The sequence below is a fragment of the Pseudomonas sp. TREG-RG-20F-10-E-6-01 genome (genome assembly GCF_022662455.1).
Lineage (GTDB): Bacteria > Pseudomonadota > Gammaproteobacteria > Pseudomonadales > Pseudomonadaceae > Aquipseudomonas.
Genome location: NZ_JAKNQP010000002.1, coordinates 369,358 through 392,346, shown reverse-complemented (window position 1 = coordinate 392,346; position 22,989 = coordinate 369,358). Strand labels below are relative to the sequence as shown.

Annotated in this window: 22 protein-coding genes and 1 riboswitch; of the genes, 17 read left to right on the top strand and 5 right to left on the bottom strand. The window is 61.8% G+C overall.

Annotation, left to right across the window (positions count from 1 at the left end; genetic code table 11):
* The first annotated feature begins 3 nt into the window (after nucleotides 1-3).
* From L8K08_RS08205 to L8K08_RS08180, 6 genes are all read left to right on the top strand, one after another.
* Nucleotides 4-609 (top strand): DTW domain-containing protein, encoded by a 606-nt coding sequence (locus L8K08_RS08205; protein WP_242195698.1) that lies wholly within the window; start codon nucleotides 4-6, stop codon nucleotides 607-609.
* 212 nt (nucleotides 610-821) lie between these two features.
* Entirely contained in the window at nucleotides 822-1,724 is a 903-nt protein-coding gene (gene cysM, locus L8K08_RS08200) for a cysteine synthase CysM (RefSeq protein ID WP_145158973.1), read from the top strand.
* The gene (rlmD, locus tag L8K08_RS08195; RefSeq protein WP_124418194.1) at nucleotides 1,724-3,076 is read left to right on the top strand and encodes a 23S rRNA (uracil(1939)-C(5))-methyltransferase RlmD; all 1,353 of its coding nucleotides are present in this window, start codon (nucleotides 1,724-1,726) and stop codon (nucleotides 3,074-3,076) included. The genes cysM and rlmD overlap by 1 nt, the downstream gene beginning before the upstream one ends.
* 138 nt (nucleotides 3,077-3,214) lie before the next feature.
* Nucleotides 3,215-5,458 (top strand): GTP diphosphokinase, encoded by a 2,244-nt coding sequence (gene relA, locus L8K08_RS08190; protein ID WP_017134872.1) that lies wholly within the window; start codon nucleotides 3,215-3,217, stop codon nucleotides 5,456-5,458.
* A 150-nt stretch (nucleotides 5,459-5,608) separates the two neighbouring features.
* The gene (gene mazG, locus L8K08_RS08185; protein WP_242195696.1) at nucleotides 5,609-6,442 is read left to right on the top strand and encodes a nucleoside triphosphate pyrophosphohydrolase; all 834 of its coding nucleotides are present in this window, start codon (nucleotides 5,609-5,611) and stop codon (nucleotides 6,440-6,442) included.
* Between the two features lie 25 nt (nucleotides 6,443-6,467).
* A complete protein-coding gene (locus L8K08_RS08180; RefSeq protein ID WP_014719402.1) occupies nucleotides 6,468-7,013 on the top strand; it encodes a DUF2058 domain-containing protein in 546 nt (181 codons plus the stop codon).
* Nucleotides 7,014-7,147: 134 nt separating this feature from the next.
* Here the strand turns inward: L8K08_RS08180 and L8K08_RS08175 are convergent, their stop codons facing one another.
* The 4 genes from L8K08_RS08175 to purM all read right to left on the bottom strand — a co-directional run bounded on the left by L8K08_RS08175 (nucleotide 7,148) and on the right by purM (nucleotide 10,144).
* Nucleotides 7,148-7,336 (bottom strand): hypothetical protein, encoded by a 189-nt coding sequence (locus tag L8K08_RS08175; protein ID WP_145158967.1) that lies wholly within the window; start codon nucleotides 7,334-7,336, stop codon nucleotides 7,148-7,150.
* A 377-nt stretch (nucleotides 7,337-7,713) separates the two neighbouring features.
* The gene (locus tag L8K08_RS08170) at nucleotides 7,714-8,427 is read right to left on the bottom strand and encodes a DUF3108 domain-containing protein (protein WP_106576404.1); all 714 of its coding nucleotides are present in this window, start codon (nucleotides 8,425-8,427) and stop codon (nucleotides 7,714-7,716) included.
* Between the two features lie 8 nt (nucleotides 8,428-8,435).
* Nucleotides 8,436-9,086 (bottom strand): phosphoribosylglycinamide formyltransferase, encoded by a 651-nt coding sequence (gene purN, locus L8K08_RS08165; RefSeq protein ID WP_242195693.1) that lies wholly within the window; start codon nucleotides 9,084-9,086, stop codon nucleotides 8,436-8,438.
* Nucleotides 9,086-10,144, bottom strand: a complete 1,059-nt coding sequence (purM, locus tag L8K08_RS08160) for a phosphoribosylformylglycinamidine cyclo-ligase (protein ID WP_145158963.1) — start codon at nucleotides 10,142-10,144, stop codon at nucleotides 9,086-9,088. The genes purN and purM overlap by 1 nt, the downstream gene beginning before the upstream one ends.
* Nucleotides 10,145-10,499: 355 nt before the next feature.
* Here purM and L8K08_RS08155 point away from each other — a divergent pair, with 355 nt between their 5' ends.
* The 5 genes from L8K08_RS08155 (at nucleotide 10,500) to L8K08_RS08135 (ending at nucleotide 15,092) form a co-directional block, all read left to right on the top strand.
* The gene (locus L8K08_RS08155; RefSeq protein WP_242195690.1) at nucleotides 10,500-11,540 is read left to right on the top strand and encodes a DUF2066 domain-containing protein; all 1,041 of its coding nucleotides are present in this window, start codon (nucleotides 10,500-10,502) and stop codon (nucleotides 11,538-11,540) included.
* 42 nt (nucleotides 11,541-11,582) lie between these two features.
* On the top strand, nucleotides 11,583-12,656 hold the full coding sequence (locus tag L8K08_RS08150; RefSeq protein ID WP_242195687.1) for an AI-2E family transporter: 1,074 nt from the start codon (nucleotides 11,583-11,585) through the stop codon (nucleotides 12,654-12,656).
* Between the two features lie 203 nt (nucleotides 12,657-12,859).
* The gene (gene hda, locus L8K08_RS08145; RefSeq protein WP_017134884.1) at nucleotides 12,860-13,564 is read left to right on the top strand and encodes a DnaA regulatory inactivator Hda; all 705 of its coding nucleotides are present in this window, start codon (nucleotides 12,860-12,862) and stop codon (nucleotides 13,562-13,564) included.
* A 213-nt stretch (nucleotides 13,565-13,777) separates the two neighbouring features.
* Nucleotides 13,778-14,407, top strand: coding sequence for an NlpC/P60 family protein (locus tag L8K08_RS08140; protein WP_106576408.1), 630 nt, complete (start codon nucleotides 13,778-13,780; stop codon nucleotides 14,405-14,407).
* A 145-nt stretch (nucleotides 14,408-14,552) separates the two neighbouring features.
* A complete protein-coding gene (locus L8K08_RS08135; RefSeq protein ID WP_145158957.1) occupies nucleotides 14,553-15,092 on the top strand; it encodes a C40 family peptidase in 540 nt (179 codons plus the stop codon).
* 73 nt (nucleotides 15,093-15,165) lie between these two features.
* Here L8K08_RS08135 and L8K08_RS08130 read toward each other — a convergent pair whose 3' ends face one another.
* Nucleotides 15,166-16,479: a sorbosone dehydrogenase family protein gene (locus L8K08_RS08130; protein WP_242195683.1), complete on the bottom strand. Its 1,314-nt coding sequence runs from the start codon at nucleotides 16,477-16,479 to the stop codon at nucleotides 15,166-15,168.
* 99 nt (nucleotides 16,480-16,578) lie between these two features.
* Nucleotides 16,579-16,829: riboswitch (cobalamin riboswitch) on the top strand.
* A gap of 79 nt (nucleotides 16,830-16,908) precedes the next feature.
* On the opposite strand from L8K08_RS08130, the gene cobO reads away from it, so the two are divergent.
* From cobO to L8K08_RS08100, 6 genes are read left to right on the top strand one after another with little or no spacing between them, the layout of a single operon-like run.
* Nucleotides 16,909-17,520, top strand: a complete 612-nt coding sequence (cobO, locus tag L8K08_RS08125; protein WP_242195680.1) for a cob(I)yrinic acid a,c-diamide adenosyltransferase — start codon at nucleotides 16,909-16,911, stop codon at nucleotides 17,518-17,520.
* On the top strand, nucleotides 17,517-18,908 hold the full coding sequence (locus tag L8K08_RS08120; RefSeq protein ID WP_242195678.1) for a cobyrinate a,c-diamide synthase: 1,392 nt from the start codon (nucleotides 17,517-17,519) through the stop codon (nucleotides 18,906-18,908). The genes cobO and L8K08_RS08120 overlap by 4 nt, the downstream gene beginning before the upstream one ends.
* Nucleotides 18,905-19,555 (top strand): 5,6-dimethylbenzimidazole synthase, encoded by a 651-nt coding sequence (bluB, locus tag L8K08_RS08115; RefSeq protein ID WP_242195675.1) that lies wholly within the window; start codon nucleotides 18,905-18,907, stop codon nucleotides 19,553-19,555. The genes L8K08_RS08120 and bluB overlap by 4 nt, the downstream gene beginning before the upstream one ends.
* Entirely contained in the window at nucleotides 19,552-20,460 is a 909-nt protein-coding gene (cbiB, locus tag L8K08_RS08110; protein WP_242195673.1) for an adenosylcobinamide-phosphate synthase CbiB, read from the top strand. Before bluB ends, cbiB begins: the two co-directional genes overlap by 4 nt.
* Complete coding sequence (cobD, locus tag L8K08_RS08105; RefSeq protein ID WP_242195670.1) at nucleotides 20,453-21,442, top strand: threonine-phosphate decarboxylase CobD; 990 nt, start codon at nucleotides 20,453-20,455, stop codon at nucleotides 21,440-21,442. The genes cbiB and cobD overlap by 8 nt, the downstream gene beginning before the upstream one ends.
* The gene (locus tag L8K08_RS08100; RefSeq protein WP_242195666.1) at nucleotides 21,439-22,890 is read left to right on the top strand and encodes a cobyric acid synthase; all 1,452 of its coding nucleotides are present in this window, start codon (nucleotides 21,439-21,441) and stop codon (nucleotides 22,888-22,890) included. Before cobD ends, L8K08_RS08100 begins: the two co-directional genes overlap by 4 nt.
* The last annotated feature ends 99 nt before the right edge of the window (nucleotides 22,891-22,989 follow it).

Sequence of the window (22,989 nt, the reverse complement as noted above, 5' to 3'; positions counted from 1 at the left end):
ACCATGTCCCGACCCCAATGCTCCCGCTGCCTGCGGCCTGTCACCCATTGCCTGTGCGCGCTGATCCCCAGCCTCGACAGCCGCACCCGCGTGTTGCTGTTGCAGCACCCGAGTGAGGTCAACCATGCGCTCAATACCGCGCGGCTGGCAGCGTTGGGGTTGAACAATGCGCAATTGGTGGTGGGCGAGGTGTTTGAGGATTTGCCGACCTTATTGAACCCGCCCGGCTACCAGGCGCGGTTGTTGTTTCCCGCTGAGGATGCGCAGCCTTTACAGGCCTATACCCCGACTGACGAACCTATGCTGCTGGTGGTGCCTGACGGTACCTGGCGCAAGGCGCGCAAATTGTTGCACCTCAATCCGTTACTGGCGGCCTTGCCTCGAGTGACCCTGGCCGAGGGTGCGGTGTCCCGCTACCGGCTGCGCAAGGCGCCCGGGCCAGGTGCGTTGTCGACGGTGGAGGCGATTGTGCAGGCATTGCAGGTGCTGGAGGCTCCGGCGTCTTTTGATGCATTGCTCAAACCGTTTGAGGCGCTTATTGAGGGGCAGATTGCTGCGATGGGAGAAGAGGTGTTTCGTAAAAATCATGGCGACGGGCAGTTGGGGTAGCCGGTTCACCGAGGTGCGGCCTTTGCAGGCAAGCCCGCTCCCACAATGATCGCGGATACCTGTGGGAGCGGGCTTGCCCGCGATAGCGCCGTTGCAGGCCACACACCACTCGCTTATTCCTATAAGCCATAAGCACCATACTTTGCGTGATATGGCCCGCCAGCCTTTCCCGGTATGATGTTCGCCCCCGCAGTCTGGATTGCGAATACGCCATGACCTTGCAGTACCCTACAATCGCCGATTGCGTCGGCAACACGCCCCTGGTCCGCTTGCAACGCATGGCGGGTGAAACCAGCAATACCCTGTTGCTCAAGCTCGAAGGAAACAACCCGGCCGGGTCCGTCAAGGACCGCCCGGCGCTGTCGATGATTGCCCGCGCTGAACTGCGCGGGCAGATCAAGCCCGGCGACACCCTGATCGAAGCCACCTCGGGTAACACCGGCATCGCCCTGGCCATGGCCGCGGCCATCAAGGGTTACAAGATGGTATTGATCATGCCCGACAACGGCAGCGCCGAACGCAAGGCGGCAATGACCGCCTACGGCGCCCAGCTGATCCTGGTCACCCAGGAAGAAGGCATGGAAGGCGCCCGCGACCTCGCCGAGCGCATGGCCGCCGAAGGCCGTGGCGTGGTGCTCGACCAATTTGCCAATGGTGATAACCCGGAGGCGCACTACACCACCACCGGTCCGGAAATCTGGCGTCAGACCCAGGGCACCATCACCCATTTCGTCAGCTCGATGGGCACCACCGGCACCATCATGGGCAACTCGCGCTACCTCAAGGAGCAGAACCCGGCGATCCAGATCGTTGGCCTGCAACCGATGGAAGGCGCGGCTATCCCCGGCATTCGCCGTTGGCCCGAAGAGTACCTGCCGAAGATCTACAACGCGACGCGTGTGGACCGCATCATCGATATGGCCCAGCGCGAAGCCGAAGACACCACCCGCCGCCTGGCGCGTGAAGAAGGCATTTTCTGCGGCGTGTCCTCCGGTGGCGCCGTGGCCGGTATGTTGCGTTTGTCCAAGGAAGTGGAAAACGCAGTGATCGTCGCGATCATCTGTGACCGAGGCGACCGTTACTTGTCGACCGGCATTTTCGACGAACCCAACTGATGGCCAAGCACGAGAGAGGCCTGCGCTTTCAACCGACGGGCGGCAGCCGGGCCCCGCAAATTCCGGTAGGCAAGAAGCAGCGCCTGACCATCGAGCGCCTGGCCAATGACGGCCGCGGCATTGTGTTCTTTGAAGGCCGCACCTGGTTTGTAAATGGCGCGCTCGCCGGCGAAGAGGTCGAAGCACGTGTATTGGGCGCCCACGGCAAAGTGGTCGAAGCCCGCACCGAGCGCGTGTTCACGGCCAGCGAACTGCGCCGTCCGGCACCCTGCGCACATTTTGGCCGCTGCGGCGGTTGCAGCGTGCAGCACTTGCCCCACGCCGAACAACTTGCCCTGAAACAGCGCATGCTCGCCGAACAACTGTCTCGCGTCGCCGGTGTCGAACCGCAGGTATGGGCCGCACCTTTGAGTGGCCCGGAGTTCGGCTACCGCCGACGCGCCCGCGTGGCGGTACGCTGGGATGCCAAGGCGAAAAAACTTGAAGTGGGTTTTCGCGCCGTGGCCAGCCAGGACATCGTCGCCATCGATGATTGCCCAGTGCTGGTACAAGCCTTGCAACCGATCATGCAGCGTTTGCCGAACATGCTGCGCCGCCTGAGCAAACCGCAGGCGCTGGGGCATGTGGAGTTGTTCAGCGGCTCGTCGATTGCCGTGCTGCTGCGGCATATGGCGCCGTTGTCCGAGGCAGACCTGCTGATCCTGCAGGAATTTTGCACCTTCCATGACGCGCAGTTGTGGCTGCATGGCGAGGGCCAGCCGGAGCCGGTCGAGACGGATTCGGCGTTGGGTTATCGGTTGGAACAATGGGATTTGGAGTTGGCTTATCGGCCCGGGGATTTTGTGCAGGTCAACGCCGGCGTCAACGCCGCGATGGTCGCCCAGGCCCTGGAATGGCTGGCGCCTCAGCCCGACGAGCGGGTACTGGATTTGTTCTGCGGGCTGGGCAACTTCGCTTTGCCACTGGCCCGGCAAGTGCGTGAAGTGGTCGCGGTAGAAGGCGTGCAGACCATGGTGGACCGGGCGGCGCAGAATGCCGTCAGCAACAATTTGCATAATGTGCAGTTTTTTCAGGCCGATTTATCCCAGCCTTTGACTGACGCGGAGTGGGCCAAACAGGGCTTTTCTGCGGTACTCTTGGACCCACCCCGTGATGGTGCCCTGGAGGTTGTGCGCAAGCTCGCGACCCTTAAGGCCAAGCGTCTGGTGTATGTGTCCTGCAACCCGGCCACGCTGGCGCGGGACACGGTTGAGTTGGTCAAGCAGGGCTACCGGCTAAAACGTGCCGGGATCCTCGACATGTTTCCGCAAACCGCGCATGTCGAGGCCATGGCGTTATTTGAAGCGGGCTAGGATGCCCGTTTAATCCGACTGGCCTGCATTCTCCAAGGCCGTGACCTGCCAGGGAGTGTGTGTAAGCTTTATTCAGGTAAAGCAGGTCAGCGATGATTTTTGGCGCATTAAAGGTGCGTCGTAGGGAAGGTAAGCAAGATGGTACAGGTGAGAGCACACCAGCCGATCAACACCGACGGCAGTATCAATCTCGAGGCATGGCTGGATCATGCCGTCAGTGTCGACCCGGCACTGGACCGTGAAGCCTTGAAAGCAGCCTGCGAGTTCGCTCGTGAGTCTGAACAACAAGACAATGCGGCCAAAAACCTCTGGGCGGAGGGCACGTCAAGCTTTCGCACCGGGTTGGAAATCGCCGAGATCCTCGCCGATCTCAAGCTCGACCAGGATTCGCTGATCGCCGCCGTGCTCTATCGCGGCGTGCGTGAAGGGCACATCCCGTTGCCGACGGTCAGCCAGCGTTTCGGCGCGGTCGTGGCCAAACTGATCGACGGCGTGCTGCGCATGGCGGCTATCAGTGCCAGCCTCAGCCCGCGCCAGTCGATGGTGCTGGGCACCCAGGGCCAGGTCGAGAACCTGCGCAAAATGCTGGTGGCGATGGTCGACGACGTGCGCGTTGCGCTGATCAAGCTGGCTGAACGCACCTGCGCGATCCGTGCGGTGAAGACCGCCGACGACGAAAAGCGCAACCGGGTGGCCCGCGAAGTCTTCGACATCTACGCGCCGCTGGCGCATCGCTTGGGCATCGGCCATATCAAGTGGGAGCTGGAGGACTTGTCCTTTCGCTACCTCGAGCCCGATCAATACAAACAGATTGCGACGCTGCTGCATGAGCGGCGGCTCGACCGTGAGCGCTTTATCACCGACGTGATGGGCCAGCTGCGTTCCGAGTTGCAGGCCACCGGCGTTGACGCCGACATCAGCGGCCGCGCCAAACACATCTATTCGATCTGGCGCAAAATGCAGCGCAAGGGCCTGGCCTTCAGCCAGATCTACGACGTGCGCGCCGTGCGTGTGCTGGTGCCGGAAATGCGCGACTGCTACACCGCGCTGGGCATCGTCCACACCTTGTGGCGGCACATTCCGAAGGAGTTCGACGACTACATCGCCAACCCCAAGGAAAACGGCTATCGCTCGCTGCACACTGCGGTGATCGGCCCTGAGGGCAAGGTGCTGGAGGTGCAGATCCGCACCCACGCCATGCACGAAGAGGCTGAACTTGGGGTGTGCGCGCACTGGCGCTACAAGGGCACCGACGTCAAGGCCGGGTCCAACCAGTACGAAGAGAAAATCTCCTGGCTGCGCCAAGTGCTCGAGTGGCACGAAGAACTCGGCGACATCGGCGGCCTTGCCGAACAGCTGCGGGTGGATATCGAGCCCGACCGCGTTTATATCTTCACCCCCGACGGCCACGCCATCGACTTGCCCAAGGGCGCCACGCCGTTGGACTTTGCCTACCGCGTGCACACCGAAATCGGTCACAACTGCCGGGGCGCCAAGATCAACGGGCGCATCGTGCCGCTCAACTACAGCCTGCAGACCGGTGAACAGGTCGAGATCATCACCAGCAAGCACGGCACGCCGAGCCGCGACTGGTTGAACCCGAACCTGGGCTACATCACCACATCGCGGGCACGGGCGAAGATTGTTCACTGGTTCAAATTGCAGGCGCGCGACCAGAACGTCGCGGCCGGTAAAACCTTGCTCGAACGCGAGCTGGCGCGCCTGGGCCTGCCGCAGGTGGACTTCGACAAGTTGGCCGAAAAAGCCAACATGAAGATTGCCGAGGACATGTTCGCAGCCCTTGGCGCCGGCGACTTGCGCCTGGCGCAACTGGTCAACCTGGCGCAGCAACTGGTCGAGCCAGAGCGCGGCAGCGAGCAGCTGGAGCTGATCCCGCGCAAAGCCACCGGCTACAAACCGGGCAAGCGCGGCGATATCCAGATTCAGGGCGTGGGCAACCTGATGACGCAAATGGCCGGCTGCTGCCAGCCGTTGCCGGGCGACGCCATCGTCGGCTACATCACCCAGGGCCGTGGCGTAAGCATTCACCGCCAGGATTGCGCCTCAGTGCTGCAACTGGGCGGGCGCGAGCCGGAGCGCATCATCCAGGTCAGCTGGGGCCCGGTGCCGGTGCTCACTTACCCGGTGGACATCATCATTCGCGCCTACGACCGTTCCGGCTTGCTGCGTGACGTGTCGCAAGTGCTGCTCAATGAGCGGATCAACGTGCTGGCGGTCAATACCCGCTCGAACAAAGAGGACAACACGGCGTTGATGTCCCTGACCATCGAGATTCCGGGCCTGGACGCGTTGGGTCGGTTGCTGGGGCGGATTTCCCAGTTGCCGAACATCATTGAGACGCGGCGTAATCGCACGCCATGAGCAGCTGGATGAGCGCGGACTGAAAATGTGGGGCAGTTTTATGTGGGCGCTGGCTTGCCTGCGATAGCATCGCCTGGGTCTGCCAGCTACACCCAGTCGCCTGCATCGCAGGCAAGCCTGCTCCCACTGAACGCGGACAGAGATTGACTGATGTATTCACTTGAAGACCTGCTGCACCTGATGAACCGCCTGCGAGACCCAAAGTACGGGTGCCCGTGGGACATCAAGCAAACCTACGCAACCATCGTCCCGCACACCCTGGAAGAAGCCTACGAAGTCGCTGATGCCATCGAGCGCGGCGACTTTGATCACCTGCAAGGCGAACTGGGCGACCTGTTGTTTCAGGTGGTGTATTACAGCCAGTTGGCGAAGGAAGAAGGGCGCTTTGAATTTGCTGGGGTGATCGACAGCATCACCCGCAAGTTGATTCGTCGCCATCCTCACGTATTCCCGACGGGTGATCTGTATGCGCCGCTGGATATTCCTCAGCTGAGCGAAGAGCAGGTCAAGGAGCGGTGGGAGCAGATCAAGGCTGAGGAGCGCGCGGAAAAGTCCGACGCGCCACAGCAGCTGTCCCTGCTCGATGACGTGCCCACGGCGTTGCCGTCGCTGTCGCGCGCTGCCAAATTGCAAAAGCGCGCCAGCCAGGTCGGCTTTGACTGGCCCGCCGCCTTGCCGGTGGTGGACAACGTGCGCGAAGAGCTGGATGAAGTGCTCGAAGCCATGGCCGATAACGACCCGGTGGCGATTGCCGATGAAGTCGGTGACCTGCTGTTTGCAGCGGTCAACCTGGCCCGGCATCTGAAGGTTGACCCGGAAGCTGCGTTGCGTGGCGCCAATGCCAAGTTCGAACGACGTTTCCGATTTATCGAACAGGCATTGCGCGATACCCACCGTCCCATAGAAGATTGCACCCTCGAAGAGTTGGACGCCCTGTGGGGTGAAGCCAAACGCCAGGAAAAGAATCTGTCCAGCTGCGGTTAAGCAGTTGCCTAAGTGAGTAAGCACCATGAGCCTTTCCCTTCGCGACCAGTTGCTTAAAGCAGGTCTGGTCAACCAAAAGCAGGCCAAGCAGGTCGGCAAAGAGAAACAGAAGCAGCAGCGCCTGGTCCACAAGGGTCAAGCCGAAGTGGACGACACCCAGGCACGCCTGGCCGCCGAGGCGCATGCCGAGAAGGTCAAGCGCGACCAGGAGCTGAACCGCCAGCAGCAGGAAAAAGCCGAGGCCAAGGCCCGTACGGCCCAGGTCAAACAATTGATCGAGACCTCGCGCCTGCCCAAGCTGACCACCGAGGACTACTACAACTTCGTGGATGACAAGAAGGTCAAGCGCCTGTCGGTCAACACGCTGATGCGCAACAAGCTGAGCAACGGCTCCCTGGCAATCGTGCACCATGGCGGCGGTTACGAGGTGATCCCGCGTGAGGCGGCGCTGAAGATTCAGGAGCGTGCGCCGGAGCGTATCGTGCAGCTCAATATCCTCACCGAAAGCCAGGTGCCGGATGAGGATGATCCATACGCCGCGTACCAGATCCCGGATGACTTGATGTGGTAAGGCGTTAAAACAATCGGGCGTGCCAGGCGCGCCCAACGGCAAAGCCTATAAACACAAACCCCGCTCAAAAGGCGGGGTTTGTGTTTATAGGCACCCTGGCTGCGTGGGGCTGGGGGCCTAGCGGATTTCAGTATTCAGGAGCTTTGTGCCTGGCGTTTCATCTCTAGAGATTCGAGCTCGTTTTTATAATTGTGGGCTTCGTTCTCGTTGTGGAACATGCCGACCAGTTGGTCTTGTTGATGGACATCCCAGATGTGAATCCCATGGCCCAGTGCTTCGTGAGACATGTGTGCATCGTCGCGTTCAGTTACTTTTACAGTCATCTGCTTGCTCCAATCTCTGGTTGATCTGCGGCAAGTCGTCGCAGGCCTCTTTTATATGTTTTGTTAGCTTGCTAAGTAAACCGATTTTGCACGCAACAATTCATTGCACAAACTGCAACTGTCCCGCAGGCCCCGTAATCCGCGACATTGCGTCGCAGGGGGCTGAGTTTTATGACAAAAGTTTCATGTTCTTCTTAGGCTTTAGCCTTGTTCTGCCCGCGCCAACGCCATCGCAGGCAAGCCAGCTCCCACCGTTGAAATGCATTCCAGTGTGGGAGCTGGCTTGCCTGCGATAGCGGTAGAAGCTCCAACACACAACCTGCAGGCGAAAAAAAGCCCCGCATTCAGCGAGGCTCGTTTTTCAGCTCATCAGCCGATCAGCTCCCTTTGACAGCCTTGCCGTCAACGGTGCCGTCCAGCAGCATGATGTTGTATTCCTTGCCGTCGGTTTCCACCTGACGCAGGGCAACCAGGATGCCGCCCCAGTCCTTGGCAAACCACATCTGGGTGATGCGCTTGCTCTGGGAAGGGTCGCGCACGCGCTCAACCTTGATCGCATCGATGGCGCCGGCTTTGGTCTGGACCTTTTCCGGGCCGATCACGCGAAAGTCATAAGTATCGACGTCGGTGCCTTCGACCACGCGGTAGCTCATGCTTTTCTTGCCGGCGGCGACGTCGCGCTGCAGGGCAAGCTGATAAGTCGATTTGTCGAGCATGCCACTTTCAAGCGTGACGTTGACCGGGTCCTTGTTTTCGAAACCGGTGACCTTGTTGGCCGCGTGGTCGAAATCCAGGTTGATCTTCTTCGCCTTGCCCAGGCCGCCGCGTTCGAAGCTGTAGCTCTTGGGTTGCAGTGCGTCCTTGTCGAACAGGATCACGCTGGTTTCGGTGAGGCTGGCGATCATCATGGAAGCCTTGAAGTTCAAGGTCCAGGTGCCATTGTCATTCTTGGTCAGGCTGCGTTCGGCCGAACCACTCATGGGCAACTGTTTCCAGTCGGCGGTGTAGCTGGCGGAGAAAGGGTGAAGGTCTGCTGCTTGCACGGCAGGCAAGGCGAACAGCGCAAAAGCGAAGAGCAAGGCGCGACGCATAAAATCTCCTAGGTTCGAATCAAGTGGCCGCTGGCCGCAAGTAATTGGCCGTCCAATAATGCACCGTGATCGCCAAGAATCAACCGCCCCTCGGCAAACCAGCGAACAGCCAGCGGGTAAATCCTGTGTTCCTGGGTGTGAACCCGTTGCGCAAGTGTCTGCGCTGAATCTGCAGACTCTACCGGAACCACTGCCTGTACGACCAGAGGGCCGCCATCGAGTTCCTCGGTCACAAAGTGCACGCTGCAGCCGTGCTCGCTGTCGCCAGCCTCAAGCGCACGCTGGTGCGTGTGCATGCCTTTGTACTTGGGGAGCAGGGAAGGGTGGATATTGAGCAGGCGCCCTTCGTAGTGCCGCACGAAACTGGCGCTCAGAATGCGCATGAAGCCGGCGAGGACCACGAGTTTGGGGTTGAAGGCGTCGATCAGTTCGATCAAGGCGCTGTCGAAGGCCTCGCGGCCTTCGAAAGCCTTGTGATCCAGGGAGCGGGTTTCAATGCCCGCGTCCCTGGCGCGTTGCAGGCCGTAGGCGTCGCTGCGATTGGAGATCACCGCAGCGATGCGCACCGGGCTGTCGCCGGTGCGCGTGCTGTCGATCAGGGCCTGCAAGTTACTGCCGGTGCCGGAAAGCAGCACCACGACATCACAGGTCTGAGACATCAATGAGCCTTGAGGTTCTTCAGTTCAACCTGAGCTGCGCCTTCCGGGGCAGTCGCGATCTGGCCGATGACCCATGGCTGCTCGCCCGCTTCACGCAGAACGTTCAGCGCCGCTTCAACATGCTCTTGAGCCACGCAGATGACCATGCCGACGCCGCAGTTCAGCACGCGGTGCATCTCGGTCTCGTTGACGTTGCCTTTCTCTTGCAGCCAGTCGAATACCGCAGGACGCTGCCAGCTGGCCACGTCGACGATCGCCTGGGCGCCTTTTGGCAGAACGCGTGGGATGTTGTCCAGCAGGCCGCCGCCGGTGATGTGGGCCATGGCTTTGACGGCGCCAGTGTCCTTGATCAGCTTGAGCAGTGGTTTGACGTAGATGCGTGTCGGCGCCATCAGCAGGTCGGTCAGCGGCTTGCCGTCGAGTTGGATGTTCTCGATGTCGGCGCCGGACACTTCGATGATCTTGCGGATCAGCGAGTAGCCGTTGGAGTGCGGGCCCGAGGATGGCAGCGCGAGCAGGGCGTCACCGGCAGCGACTTTGGAGCCGTCGATGATTTCGGATTTTTCGACAACGCCGACGCAGAAACCGGCCAGGTCGTAGTCTTCGCCTTCGTACATGCCTGGCATTTCAGCGGTTTCGCCGCCGACCAGGGAGCAACCCGACAGTTCGCAGCCCGCGCCAATGCCGGTCACGACCTGGGTCGCAGTCTCGACATTGAGCTTGCCGGTGGCGTAGTAGTCGAGGAAGAACAGTGGCTCGGCGCCGCACACCACCAGGTCGTTGACGCACATGGCAACCAGGTCAATGCCGATGCTGTCGTGCTTGTTCAGGTTCAAGGCCAGGCGCAGCTTGGTGCCCACGCCGTCGGTGCCGGAGACCAGCACAGGCTGTTTGTAGCCGGCCGGGATTTCGCAGAGGGCGCCAAAACCGCCCAGGCCGCCCATGACTTCGGGGCGCGCAGTGCGCTTGGCGACGCTCTTGATGCGTTCGACCAATGCTTCACCGGCGTCGATGTCTACACCGGCGTCCTTGTAGCTCAGGGAGGGTTGCTTGCTCATGATCCAGGCCTTTAGGGGGGATTTCTGGGTAACGACCGAGCTGGCGAAGGCTTTCGTGAAGAGGCCCAGCCGTTGACGGTCTGCGAAGGCGCGCGATTTTATCAGGCTTGAGGGGCAGCGGCCATCCTCGGGCCGACGGGCAGGGCCATAAAGGTTAAAAAGCCCGGTTAAAAAATTGCTAATCGTCTCTGTGATGGCGCGTATTAAGGTATAGCCTTTAACCCGCTATCGTTATGACAGTACGAAAACTTACCGCGACCCTGTGAATGTTTTACCGGCTGCTGTGGTCACAGCCTGGCAAGCCGGGTTCACGCGGTCTGTTCCAGCCGCTAAATTTGTCGTTCGGGAATCTTCCATGCGTCTGTGTAAATTCTTCTTTGTAGGCTGCTTGTCGTTGGTCAGCCTGGCGAGTCATGCCGAAACCCTCAATGGCCTGTATCAAGTGCTTGAACCGGTCAGCAGCCAGTCGCCCCAAGAGCGCGACCAAGCGACCCAGCGAGCCGTGCAAACCCTGGTGATCCGCCTGACCGGCGACGCCAAGGCCGCCGAAGGCCCGGGCCTGGCGGCAATTCGCAAAGATCCGCAGCAAATCATCAGCCAGTATGGCTACGACGCTGGCCCACCCGAGAGCCTGCAGGTGGATTTCGACCCGGTGAGCACCGATCGCGCCCTGCGTGCAGCGGGCCTGTCGATCTGGGGCAGTAATCGGCCGTCGATTCTCGGCTGGTGGCTGAACGACTCCACCGAAGGCAGCAGCCTGGTGGGTGATGGTCAAGCCATTGCCGGTGCCCTGCGCCGTGCGGCGCAACACCGGGGTTTGCCGTTGCGCCTGCCGTTGGGTGATCTGGATGAACAGGTCGTCGCCACTGCGCCGAATCTGGAAAGCGCCGATGCCACGCCACTGCGTGCAGCCTCCGAGCGCTACGGGGCCGACGCGTTGCTCGCGGTGCACGCTCGCCAGGAAGGCAACCAGTGGCAGGCCAAATGGCGCCTGTGGCTGGGCGACAAAACTGAGCAGGGCACCGCCCAGGGCGCCGACACGGCTGCCGTGGCCGACGCCGTATTGCTCGCTGTCAGCCAAAAGCTGGCGCCACGTTTTGCGGTCAAGCCCGGCGTGAGCAGTGAGCAATTGCTCGAAGTGCAGGGCATGAACCTGGAGCGCTACGCTGCACTGGGCCATCTGCTCGAACCTTTTGGTGGTCAGCCGCAGTTGGTCGACGGCACTCGCATTGTGTACCGCGTCAACGGCAGTGCTGATCAGTTGCGTACTCAGTTGAGCCTGGCCAAGTTGCAGGAAGTGCCTGCGGGCGAAGCTGCTGTGCAGCCGCCGGTGGCAGAGGGTGCCCAGGCACCCGCAGCACCTGAACCTCAGGCTCAGCTGCGTTTTCGGTGGTAAGTGTTCTTCCTCTATAGATAGAAGCAAATAATGGAGTGGTTTATGGCGGATACGCGTCGTTGGGTGTGGCTTGGCGGGATTGTCCTGCTGTGCGTTTTTGTGTTCTTGCTGCATTCGATCCTGACGCCGTTCCTGGTCGCGCTGCTGCTGGCTTATCTGTTCGATCCCGTGGTGGATCGTCTGGAGAAGGCCGGCCTGTCGCGCACCTTGGGTGTGGTAGCGGTGTTTGCCTTGTTCACGTTGATCATCACCGCGCTGGTATTGGTGCTGGTGCCGATGCTGGCCAAGCAGCTGTTTCGCCTGTATGAACTGGCGCCGCAGATGCTTGACTGGTTGCAGCACACGGCAATGCCGTGGGCGCAGGCCAAGCTGGGGCTGGCGGACGGTTTCTGGAAGTTCGACAAGGTCAAGGCGGCGATCAGTGAGCACATGGGGCAGACCACCGATATCGTCGGTGTCGTGCTCAGTCAGGCCACGGCGTCCAGTTTGGCGTTGATCGGCTGGTTGACCAACCTGGTGCTGATCCCGGTGGTGGCGTTCTACCTGCTGCGTGACTGGGACATCATGATGGCCAAGATCCGCGGCCTGCTGCCGCGCAACAACGAGGAGCGCATCGTCTCCCTGGCGGAAGAGTGCCATGAGGTGCTGGGCGCGTTTGTGCGGGGCCAGTTGCTGGTGATGCTCGCGCTGGGGATCATCTACGCCGCGGGGTTGATGGCGATCGGCCTGGAGCTGGGCCTGTTGATCGGCTTGATTGCCGGTCTGGCTGCCATCGTGCCGTACATGGGCTTTGTGATCGGGATTGGCGCGGCGCTGGTGGCGGGGTTGTTCCAGTTTGGCGGCGACCTGTACCCGATGCTGGGGATTGTTGCGGTGTTTATGGTCGGCCAGGCCCTTGAAGGGATGGTGTTGACGCCCTTGCTGGTGGGCGACCGGATCGGCCTGCACCCGGTGGCGGTGATCTTCGCGATTCTGGCAGGCGGTGAGCTGTTTGGCTTTACGGGTATCCTGTTGGCGCTGCCGGTGGCGGCGGTGATCATGGTGCTGGTGCGCCATGTGCATGATCTGTACAAGGATTCGGATGTGTACACCGGGGTTGAAGACCCCGACCTGTAACCGCTTCGTCACAAACCCGGCCCAGGCCGGGTTTGTTGTTTCTGCGGGCGGTGTGTCAAACAATTTGCGCAAATCGCCCAAGTTAACGCAAACCTTTGATTTTGCTTGTGGTCTGCTGCATTGTGCGCCCGGCGTCACGGGTATAAACTTTGCAAACTTTACACAGAGGCCACTAACGGTTCGTTTGGAGCCGTTCAGTCAGCATGAAACCGATTCAGCTGCCCTTGGGTGTGCGTCTGCGTGACGACGCCACCTTTATCAATTACTACCCAGGCGCCAATGCCGCTGCACTCGGCTATGTCGAGCGGCTTTGCGAAGCCGACGCCGGGTGGACTGAAAGCCTGATCTATCTGTGGGGCAAGCACGGCGTGGGGCGTACCCACCTGTTGCAGGCGGCGTGCCTGCGCTTCGAGCAAATGGGCGAACCGGCGGTTTACCTGCCGTTGGCGGAGTTGATGGACCGTGGTATCGGCATCTTCGACCACCTGGAGCAATACGAACTGGTGTGCCTGGATGATCTGCAGGCGATTGCTGGCAAGGCGGATTGGGAAGAGGCGCTGTTCCACCTGTTCAATCGGCTGCGTGACAGCGGCCGGCGCCTGTTGATCGCCGCGTCTACCTCGCCGCGTGAATTGCCGGTGAAGCTGGCCGACCTCAAGTCGCGCCTGACCCTGGCGCTGATTTTCCAGATGCGCCCATTGTCCGACGAGGACAAATTGCGTGCCCTGCAATTGCGTGCATCCCGTCGCGGCCTGCACCTTACCGACGAAGTCGGGCATTTTATTCTCACTCGCGGCACCCGTAGCATGAGTGCATTGTTCGATTTGCTCGAACAGCTCGATCAGGCCTCGTTGCAGGCCCAGCGCAAGCTGACCATCCCCTTCCTCAAGGAAACCCTCGGCTGGTAGCCAGCCCTTGTAATGCGCGGCTTTCGGCAAATTTCAGGCGCCAGAAAACCTGCGTTTGGGCCGCTTTGGCCACGCAAAAGGCATGTAATGGGTGTTAAGCGGTTAGATGTCATCGTTCAAACAAGAAGTCACATAGATCACGATTGAATTTGCAAATCGATGTGATAGTGGGCATAGTCTCGACTTCTTTACATACCAGCCACGGTCGTGCCCATGCTAAATCGCTTCGCACCCCTCGTGCCTCTCGCACTCGTTACCCTGTTGTTTGGTTGCGCCACCCACACTCAAAACGTGGCTGAGCAGCAAAAACCAGCACAACAGTCCCAGGCAAAATTCGTTGCAACGCAGTCTTCCACTGTTTACGAGGAAGAAGTTGCAACTGAAAAAGAACTCGCCGACTTCGCCGGCAGCAAGCCTTACCAGCTTCCAGTTCTGGCCGACAGCATTCTTGAACGCGGCATGTCCCTGATCGGTACCCGTTACCGTTTCGGCGGTACCTCTGAGGCCGGTTTCGACTGCAGCGGCTTCATCGGCTACCTGTTTCGTGAAGAAGCCGGCATGAACCTGCCTCGCTCGACCCGCGAAATGATCAACGTGGATGCACCGTTGGTCGCACGCAATAACCTCAAGCCCGGCGATCTGCTTTTCTTTAGTACGGCGGGCCGTGGTCGTGTGAGCCACGCCGGTATCTACTTGGGCGATAACCAGTTTATTCACTCCAGCAGCCGTCGCAGTGGTGGTGTGCGCGTCGACAACCTGGGTGACAGCTACTGGAGCAAAACCTTCATCGAAGCCAAGCGCGCACTCGCCATGGCCCCGACGACGGTTACCGCTAGTAAGTAAAGTTAAAGTGATACTTGAAGTTTGACGTGTAAGCGCTAGAATCCCTGGATATTGTTGTAATCCGTTCGCGCGAGCTTTGCTTGCGCGTTCTGGTTTTCAGCGTTCGGCAGCGAAAAGCCGCATCCAGACCAGGATTGTTCTGCCCATGTCGACCTCAGCCCGCCTCATTCTTCTTGTTTGCGCCGCGCTCCTCAGCGCCTGCGCAAGCCGTCCACCGCCGCCCGCTCCCGTAGCGGTCAAGCCCAAGCCGGTGTTCAATTACTCCACGCAGAATTTCTCGCCGGCAGCCGAAGACGTGCTCTTTCGTGCGCTGGGCCTGGTCGGCACGCCTTATCGCTGGGGCGGCAATACGCCGGACTCCGGGTTTGATTGCAGCGGCCTGATCGGGTTTGTCTACCGTGACGCCGCGGGCATCAGCCTGCCGCGCACCACCCGTGAATTGATCGTGATGCGTGCCCAGGACGTGAGCGAAAATAACCTGCAGACCGGCGACCTGATTTTTTTCGCCACTGGCGGCGGCTCAAAGGTGAGCCACGCGGGCATCTACGTGGGCGAAGGGCGATTCGTGCATGCACCGCAGACCGGCGGCACGGTGAAGCTGGATACGCTGTCCAAAGCCTATTGGCAAAATGCCTACCTGAGCGCCAAGCGCGTGTTGCCGGCGAGTCTGGCGCGTAACCCGTAAGGCGAGTGCAGATCCCAATGTGGGAGCGCGCAAACTCGCTCCCACATTGGTTTTAGGCTGTACCCGAGTTCGGCTATTTGGCTGGCGACACCCGCCACACCTTATTCCCCACGTCATCGGCCACCAGCAAATCTCCCTGCTGATCAATCACCACGCCGACCGGTCGGCCCATGGCTTTCTCATCGCTGTTGAGAAACCCGGTCAGCACATCCACCGGCTGGCCTTTGGGTTGGCCGCCTTCGAACGGCACGAAGATCACCTTGTAGCCACTGTGCGGTTTGCGGTTCCACGAACCGTGCTGGCCGATAAACGCGCCGTTGTTGAACTGCGCCGGCAGTTTGCTGCCCTCGGCGAAGGTCAGGCCCAATGATGCGGTGTGCGGCCCCACGGCATAGTCCGGAGCGATGGCCTTGGCGACCAGGTCCAGGTTCTGCGGTGTGACGCGCACATCCACGTGTTGCCCGTAGTAGCTGAATGGCCAGCCATAAAACGCGCCATCCTTGACTGACGTGATGTAGTCCGGCACCAGGTCGCTGCCGATCTCGTCGCGCTCATTTACCGCCGTCCACAGCTTGCCGCTCTGCGGTTCCCAGGCCATGCCGTTGGGGTTGCGCAGGCCGGAGGCAAAAATCCGGTGCTGGCCTGTGGCGCGGTCGACTTCCCAGATCGCCGCGCGGCCTTCTTCGGCTGCCAGGCCGTTTTCGCCGACGTTGCTGTTGGAGCCAACACTCACGTACAGCTTGCTGCCGTCCTTGCTGGCCACCACGTTTTTCGTCCAGTGGTGGTTGATGCTGCCGCCCGGCAGGTCAACCACCGTGGTGCCGGCAGCCTTGATCGCGGTTTCGCCCGGTTGATAGGGGAAGCGCAGCAGTTTGTCCGAGTCCGCCACGTACAGGTCGTTGCCGACCAGGGTCATGCCGAACGGCGAGTTGAGGTTCTCCAGGAACACGGTGCGGGTCTCGGCCACGCCATCGTGATCGGCATCGCGCAGCAGGGTGATGCGGTTCGGGCTCGGCACGGCCGCACCGGCGCGCCCCATGACCTTCTCCATCACCCAGCCGCGAATGCCCTTGGCATCATCCGGCTTGGGCGGCGCGTTGGTTTCTGCCACCAGCACGTCGCCGTTGGGCAATACATACAACCAGCGCGGGTGATCCAGGCCTTCTGCAAACGCCGCGACCTGAGTGCCGGCGGCGGCCGTAGGCTTCGCGCCGTCTGGCCAGCCAATCGCCGGGGCAATGTTTACGGTGGGGATCAGGGTTTTGTTCGGCTCCGGCAGCTTGGGCGAAGGCCCGGTGCCGTCGGACACCTGCAGGGTAGAGCTTTCGCCGCAGGCGGCGAGGGTGCCTGCGAGCATGATCAGTAAGGCAAGTCTGGTTTTATGCATGGTTTTCTCCTTGATACCTGTAAGGGTAGAGGCGTTTGCCGGTCCGATCGTTCAAGTGCAAGGCCGGCTTTAATTGACGCTCCACCCCCAACCCACTAACCTTCGCGGCTTGTTCCAGGTGCTCTGTGACCTGTGGGTCGACAGAGTGAAACAGGGAAGCCGGTGAGTGAGCGCACTTGTACACAGTGCTGCCGCGATTCCGGCGCTGCCCCCGCAACGGTAAATGAGTCAAAACGGTGCCTTTTGCCACTGTATCCGCGTGATATGGGAAGGCGCGCCGTCGGCCTGCTCGCTCGCTGAGCAAGCGCCACTCATGAGTCCGGAGACCGGCCTGGATCATCCAACAGCATCACGGTGGGCGATGCTTGGCTGTCTGTTTGTCTATTTTCCTGCCCGCCGTTTTTTGTCCAGCCCCAACGGAGAGCTGCCATGACCGATTCCCCCGACCGCGACGAACGCCACCTGGCGCGCATGCTGCGCAAAAAAGCCGTGATCGACGAGCGTATCGCCAACTCCCCGAACGAATGCGGCTTGCTGCTGGTATTGACCGGCAACGGCAAAGGCAAAAGCAGCTCGGCGTTTGGCATGCTTGCCCGCGCCTTGGGCCACGGCATGCAATGCGGCGTGGTGCAGTTCATCAAGGGGCGTAACAGCACCGGCGAGGAGTTGTTCTTCCGCCGCTTTCCCGAGCAAGTGCGCTTTCACGTGATGGGCGAAGGCTTTACCTGGGAAACCCAGGACCGCCAGCGCGATATCGCCGCCGCCGAAGCCGCCTGGGCAGTGTCCCGCGCAATGCTGCAAGACCCTTCCATCGGCCTTGTGGTGCTGGATGAACTGAACATCGCCCTCAAGCACGGCTACCTTGATCTGGACCAAGTACTCAGCGACTTGCAAGCCCGCCCGCCCATGCAGCACGTGGTGGTCACTGGCCGTGGCGCCAAGCCTGAGTTGATCGAAATGGGCGACACCGTCACCGAAATGGGCATGCTCAAGCACGCGTTCCAGGCCGGTATCAAGGCACAGAAGGGCGTCGAACTTTGAATCAGCCCCGTCATTGCCCGGCCGTACTGATCGCCGCACCGGCATCCGGCCAGGGCAAAACCACCGTCACCGCCGCGCTCGCCCGTTTGCACCGCAACCTGGGGCGCAAGGTGCGCGTGTTCAAGTGTGGGCCGGACTTCCTCGACCCGATGATTCACGAGCGCGCCAGCGGTGCGCCGGTGTACCAGTTGGACATGTGGATGGTCGGCGAGCAGGAAAGTCGCCGTTTGCTGTGGGAAGCGGCGGGCGAGGCTGACCTGATCCTGATCGAAGGCGTGATGGGCCTGTTCGACGGCACGCCCTCCAGCGCCGACCTGGCGCGGCACTTTGGTGTGCCGGTGCTGGGCGTGATCGACGGCACCGCCATGGCCCAGACCTTCGGCGCGCTGGCCTTGGGCCTGGCGCGCTATCAGCCGGACCTGCCGTTCGCCGGCGTGCTGGCCAACCGCGTTGGCACCCTGCGCCATGCACAATTGCTTGAAGGGAGCCTCACTGAAGGCCTGCGCTGGTACGGTGCGTTGTCGCGTGAAACCGGCATCGAGTTGCCCAGCCGCCACCTGGGCCTGGTGCAAGCCAGCGAATTGAATGACCTCGATATGCGCCTGGACGCCGCCGCCAAAGCCCTGGGCAGCAGCTGCGAAGTCGCCGTGCCGCCACCGGTGACGTTCGCCGCGCCCGAAGTGATCGAGGCCGAGCCGCTGCTGGCGGGCGTGCGCATCGCCGTGGCCCGCGACGAAGCCTTTGCGTTTACCTACGGTGCAAGCCTTGACCTGCTGCGTGCGATGGGCGCCGAGTTGCGCTTCTTCTCGCCGATTCACGATAGCCAATTGCCTGAGGCCGACAGCCTCTATCTGCCCGGTGGCTACCCGGAATTGCACCACCAGGCGCTGTCGGAAAACACCCCGATGCTTAACGCCATTCGCGCGCATCACGCGGCGGGCAAACCGTTGCTCGCCGAGTGCGGCGGCATGCTCTACCTGCTGGACTCGCTGACCGATGTCGACGGCACCCGTGCCGAATTGGTTGGCCTGCTGCAGGGCGACGCGGTGATGCAAAAGAAGCTGGCGGCGCTGGCTTTGCAAAGTGTCCAGTTGCCGGAAGGCGTGCTGCGCGGCCATACCTATCACCATTCGCTGACCAGCACCGAGTGGCAGCCGATCGCCCGAGGCTTGAGCCCTAACGGCGGGCGTGGCGCCGAGGCGGTTTATAGGCAGGGGCGGATGACGGCTTCCTACGTGCACTTTTACTTCCCCTCCAACCCGGCGGCGGTGGCTGCATTGTTTGCGCCTGGCCCTGAGACCGCTATCGCGGGCAAGCCCGCTCCCACAACTGACCAAGTTGAAACTCAATCCAATGTGGGAGCGGGCTTGCCCGCGATAGGGCCATGACAGACAACGCCTTCCCCGAAGCCGAGCGCCAGGCCGTCTACCGCGCCATCGCCGAACGCCGTGATATGCGCCACTTCACCGGCGGCAGCGTGGCCCCCGAGTTGCTGCAACGCCTGCTCCAGGCCGCACACCAGGCGCCCAGCGTCGGCTTGATGCAACCGTGGCGATTCATCCGCATCAGCGACCGCGCCCTGCGCGGCCAAATCCAGCAACTGGTGGAAGAAGAGCGCGTGCGCACCGCCGAGGCCCTGGGCCAGCGCTCCGACGACTTCATGAAGCTCAAGGTCGAAGGCATCCACGACTGCGCCGAAGTGCTGGTGGCTGCGCTGATGGATGATCGCGAGCGCCACATCTTTGGCCGGCGCACCTTGCCGGAAATGGACATGGCCTCGTTATCCTGTGCAATCCAGAACCTGTGGCTGGCCGCCCGCGTCGAAGGCCTTGGGATGGGCTGGGTTTCGTTGTTCGAACCCCAGGCCCTGGCCGACCTGCTGGGGTTGCCGGCGGGTGCAAAGCCCCTGGCCGTGTTGTGCCTGGGCCCGGTGGCCGAGTTCTACCCGGCACCGATGTTGCAACTCGAAGGCTGGTCCGATCCACGGCCGCTGAGTGACATGGTGTATGAGAATGTGTGGGGAGTGAGTCAATGAGTGTGGCCTTGCTGTGTGTCGCTGCGGTGGCGCTGGATGCGCTGCTGGGCGAGCCCAGGCGCTGGCATCCGCTGGTGGCGTTCGGCAACTTTGCCGGGCGCATCGAAAAACGTTTCAACAGCGGCGGCCGCGGGTGGCGCAGCCACGGCGTGACCGCATGGTTTATCGCAGTGGTGCCGCTGACGTTGCTGGCCACCGCGCTGTCGTGGGCGCCGTATATCGGCTGGGTGCTGGAGATTCTGGCGCTGTACATGGCGCTGGGCATGCGCAGTCTTGGCGAGCACGTGATTCCCGTCGCCCAGGCGTTGCGCAGCGGTGACCTGGATGAAGCGCGTAAACGCGTGAGCTACCTCGTCAGCCGTCAGACCAGCGAACTGGACAGCACTGAAGTCGCGCGCGCCGCGACTGAATCGGTGCTCGAGAACGGCAGCGATGCGGTGTTCGCCGCGCTGTTCTGGTTTGTCGTGGCCGGCGTGCCCGGCGTGGTGCTTTATCGCTTGAGCAACACCCTTGATGCCATGTGGGGTTATCGCAACGAGCGCTTTGAGCGTTTCGGCTGGGCGGCGGCAAAAATCGACGATGTGCTCAACTACATTCCTGCGCGTCTGGTGGCGTTGACCTACGCGGTACTCGGCAAAACCCGCCTGGCGCTTAAATGCTGGCGCACCCAGGCGCCGACCTGGGACAGCCCCAACGCCGGGCCGGTGATGGCGGCGGGTGCGGGCGCTTTGGGTGTTGAATTGGGCGGCGCGGCGATTTATCACGGCGAACTGCATCAGCGTGCGCAGTTGGGCGAAGGCCCGGCGGCTGATGCCGACGCCATCGACCGTGGCTGGCAACTGGTGCAGCGCGGCGTATGGTTATGGCTGTTGATCCTGTGCGCGGGGGCGCAATTTTATGCTTGAGCACGGTGGCCGGCTGCGCAGGGCAGTGATTCAGTACGGGATTGCCGAGGCGGACTGGCTCGACCTGTCCAGCGGCCTGGCGCCCTGGCCGTGGCCGATTCCCGAGATTCCGCTGCGGGCCTGGGCGCGATTGCCGGAAACCGACGACGGCCTGGAAAAGGCCGCCAGCGAGTACTACGGCGCCGCCCACGTGTTGCCGGTGGCGGGTTCCCAGGCGGCGATCCAGTTGCTGCCGCGCTTGCGTCGCTCCGGCAAGGTCGGCGTGTTGTCGCCGTGTTATGCCGAACACGCCGAAGCCTGGCGCCGCGCCGGTTACGTGGTGCGCGAAGTGCAGGAGCAGGAAGTCGACTTTTTTCTCGACGGCCTCGACGTGCTGGTGGTGGTCAATCCAAATAACCCCACCGGCCTGAGTCTGCCGCCGCAGCGCCTGCTCGACTGGCACTCACGGTTGGCCCAGCGCGGCGGCTGGCTGGTGGTGGACGAAGCGTTTATGGACGTGACCCCGCAATTGAGCCTCGCCAGCCAGGCCCATCAAGTCGGCCTGATTGTGTTGCGCTCATTCGGCAAGTTCTTCGGCCTGGCCGGTGTGCGCCTGGGCTTTGTGCTGGCGGAACGCAAGCTGCTCAAGTTGTTGGCCGAACAGCTCGGTCCGTGGGCAGTCAGTGGGCCGACACGGGTGCTTGGCCAGGTGTGCCTGCGCGATACGGCCGGGCATGCCGAGCAGCGTCATCGCTGTATCGAGGCTGGCCAGCGCTTGTTTGCGCTGCTTGAGCGCCACGGCTTTGAGCCTCAGGGCGGTTGCGCGTTGTTCCAATGGCTGATCACCCCGCACGCCGAACGCCTGCACGAATTCATGGCCCAGCGCGGCATCCTGCTGCGCCTGTTTGTCCACGACAGCAGCCTGCGCTGCGGTCTGCCCGACACGGAGGCCGATTGGTTGCGACTCGATGAGGCCCTGGCCGCTTACAAGGACGCCGCATGAGTACGCTGATGGTGCAAGGCACCACGTCTGACGCCGGTAAAAGTACGCTGGTGACCGCGCTGTGCCGTTGGCTGGTACGCCAAGGCATTGGCGTGGTGCCGTTCAAACCGCAGAACATGGCGCTCAACAGCGCCGTCACCGCTGAGGGCGGCGAGATCGGCCGCGCCCAGGCCGTGCAGGCCCAGGCCGCCAACCTGGCGCCGCACACCGACATGAACCCGGTGCTGCTCAAACCCAACAGTGACACCGGCTCCCAAGTGATTATCCATGGCCGTGCCGTGACCAGCATGAACGCCGTGGCCTATCACGACTACAAGGCCATTGCGATGCAGGCGGTGCTCGCCTCCCATGCACGGTTGAGCGAGGCCTACCCGGTGGTGATGGTGGAAGGCGCGGGCTCCCCGGCGGAAATCAACCTGCGCGCCAATGACATTGCCAATATGGGTTTCGCCGAGGCCGTGGATTGCCCGGTGCTGCTGATCGCCGATATCAATCGCGGCGGGGTGTTTGCGCATCTGGTCGGCACCCTCCAATTGCTGTCGCCGACCGAGCAGGCGCGGGTCAAAGGCTTCATTATCAATCGCTTTCGCGGTGATATCGCGCTGTTGCAGCCGGGGCTCGATTGGCTCGAAGCGCACACCGGCAAGCCGGTGGTGGGCGTGCTGCCCTACGTGATGGACCTGCACCTGGAAGCCGAAGACGGCATCGACCAGCGCCAGATCGACAAGGCCGCCCAAGTACTCAAGGTGGTGGTGCCGGTGTTGCCGCGCATCAGCAACCACACGGATTTTGACCCGCTGCGTTTGCATCCCCAGGTGGATTTACAGTTTATCGGCCCTGGCCAGGCCATTCCGGCTGCCGACCTGATCATCCTGCCGGGCTCGAAAAGCGTGCGCAGCGATCTGGCCTATTTGCGCGCCAACGGCTGGGACACTGCCGTTGCGCGGCACTTGCGCTATGGCGGCAAGGTGCTGGGGATTTGCGGCGGCCTGCAGATGCTCGGCGAGCAGGTGCATGACCCGCTCGGCCTGGAAGGGTTGGCCGGTTCCAGCGAGGCCCTGGGGTTGCTGGCGTTCAGCACCACGCTGGAACAAGAGAAACAATTGCGCAATGTGCGCGGACGGTTGCTGCTGGAAGATGCCGAAGTCAGTGGTTATGAAATCCATGCGGGCGTGACCGCCGGCAGTGCCCTGGCGAACGCCGCCGTGCTGTTGGATGACGGCCGCAGTGACGGCGCCCTGAGTGAAGACGGTCAGATTCTTGGCACGTATCTGCACGGCGTGTTCGAGACCCCGGCGGCGTGCAGTGCGTTACTGCGCTGGGCCGGGTTGCAGGATGTGCAAGAGGTGGATTACCACGCCCTGCGCGAGCGCGATATTGAGCGCCTGGCGGACCTGGTGGAGCACCATCTGGACACCGAACTGTTGCGCAAGCTATGCGGGATCTGACGGTGTACACCCAATCCCCCAGCAGGCGCCGGCCCGCCTGCGATGGCGCCCGGCCAGCCAACCCCGGTTCAACTGATGCACCTCACCTCAGCAGCGGGA

What these genes read in the sequence shown, in the direction of transcription:
- L8K08_RS08205 (WP_242195698.1), top strand. Translation starts at nt 4, where the DNA reads ATGTCCCGACCCCAATGCTCCCGCTGCCTGCGGCCTGTCACCCATTGC.
- cysM (WP_145158973.1), top strand. Translation starts at nt 822, where the DNA reads ATGACCTTGCAGTACCCTACAATCGCCGATTGCGTCGGCAACACGCCC.
- rlmD (WP_124418194.1), top strand. Translation starts at nt 1,724, where the DNA reads ATGGCCAAGCACGAGAGAGGCCTGCGCTTTCAACCGACGGGCGGCAGC.
- relA (WP_017134872.1), top strand. Translation starts at nt 3,215, where the DNA reads ATGGTACAGGTGAGAGCACACCAGCCGATCAACACCGACGGCAGTATC.
- mazG (WP_242195696.1), top strand. Translation starts at nt 5,609, where the DNA reads ATGTATTCACTTGAAGACCTGCTGCACCTGATGAACCGCCTGCGAGAC.
- L8K08_RS08180 (WP_014719402.1), top strand. Translation starts at nt 6,468, where the DNA reads ATGAGCCTTTCCCTTCGCGACCAGTTGCTTAAAGCAGGTCTGGTCAAC.
- L8K08_RS08175 (WP_145158967.1), bottom strand. Translation starts at nt 7,336, where the DNA reads ATGACTGTAAAAGTAACTGAACGCGACGATGCACACATGTCTCACGAA.
- L8K08_RS08170 (WP_106576404.1), bottom strand. Translation starts at nt 8,427, where the DNA reads ATGCGTCGCGCCTTGCTCTTCGCTTTTGCGCTGTTCGCCTTGCCTGCC.
- purN (WP_242195693.1), bottom strand. Translation starts at nt 9,086, where the DNA reads ATGTCTCAGACCTGTGATGTCGTGGTGCTGCTTTCCGGCACCGGCAGT.
- purM (WP_145158963.1), bottom strand. Translation starts at nt 10,144, where the DNA reads ATGAGCAAGCAACCCTCCCTGAGCTACAAGGACGCCGGTGTAGACATC.
- L8K08_RS08155 (WP_242195690.1), top strand. Translation starts at nt 10,500, where the DNA reads ATGCGTCTGTGTAAATTCTTCTTTGTAGGCTGCTTGTCGTTGGTCAGC.
- L8K08_RS08150 (WP_242195687.1), top strand. Translation starts at nt 11,583, where the DNA reads ATGGCGGATACGCGTCGTTGGGTGTGGCTTGGCGGGATTGTCCTGCTG.
- hda (WP_017134884.1), top strand. Translation starts at nt 12,860, where the DNA reads ATGAAACCGATTCAGCTGCCCTTGGGTGTGCGTCTGCGTGACGACGCC.
- L8K08_RS08140 (WP_106576408.1), top strand. Translation starts at nt 13,778, where the DNA reads ATGCTAAATCGCTTCGCACCCCTCGTGCCTCTCGCACTCGTTACCCTG.
- L8K08_RS08135 (WP_145158957.1), top strand. Translation starts at nt 14,553, where the DNA reads ATGTCGACCTCAGCCCGCCTCATTCTTCTTGTTTGCGCCGCGCTCCTC.
- L8K08_RS08130 (WP_242195683.1), bottom strand. Translation starts at nt 16,479, where the DNA reads ATGCATAAAACCAGACTTGCCTTACTGATCATGCTCGCAGGCACCCTC.
- cobO (WP_242195680.1), top strand. Translation starts at nt 16,909, where the DNA reads ATGACCGATTCCCCCGACCGCGACGAACGCCACCTGGCGCGCATGCTG.
- bluB (WP_242195675.1), top strand. Translation starts at nt 18,905, where the DNA reads ATGACAGACAACGCCTTCCCCGAAGCCGAGCGCCAGGCCGTCTACCGC.
- cbiB (WP_242195673.1), top strand. Translation starts at nt 19,552, where the DNA reads ATGAGTGTGGCCTTGCTGTGTGTCGCTGCGGTGGCGCTGGATGCGCTG.
- cobD (WP_242195670.1), top strand. Translation starts at nt 20,453, where the DNA reads ATGCTTGAGCACGGTGGCCGGCTGCGCAGGGCAGTGATTCAGTACGGG.
- L8K08_RS08100 (WP_242195666.1), top strand. Translation starts at nt 21,439, where the DNA reads ATGAGTACGCTGATGGTGCAAGGCACCACGTCTGACGCCGGTAAAAGT.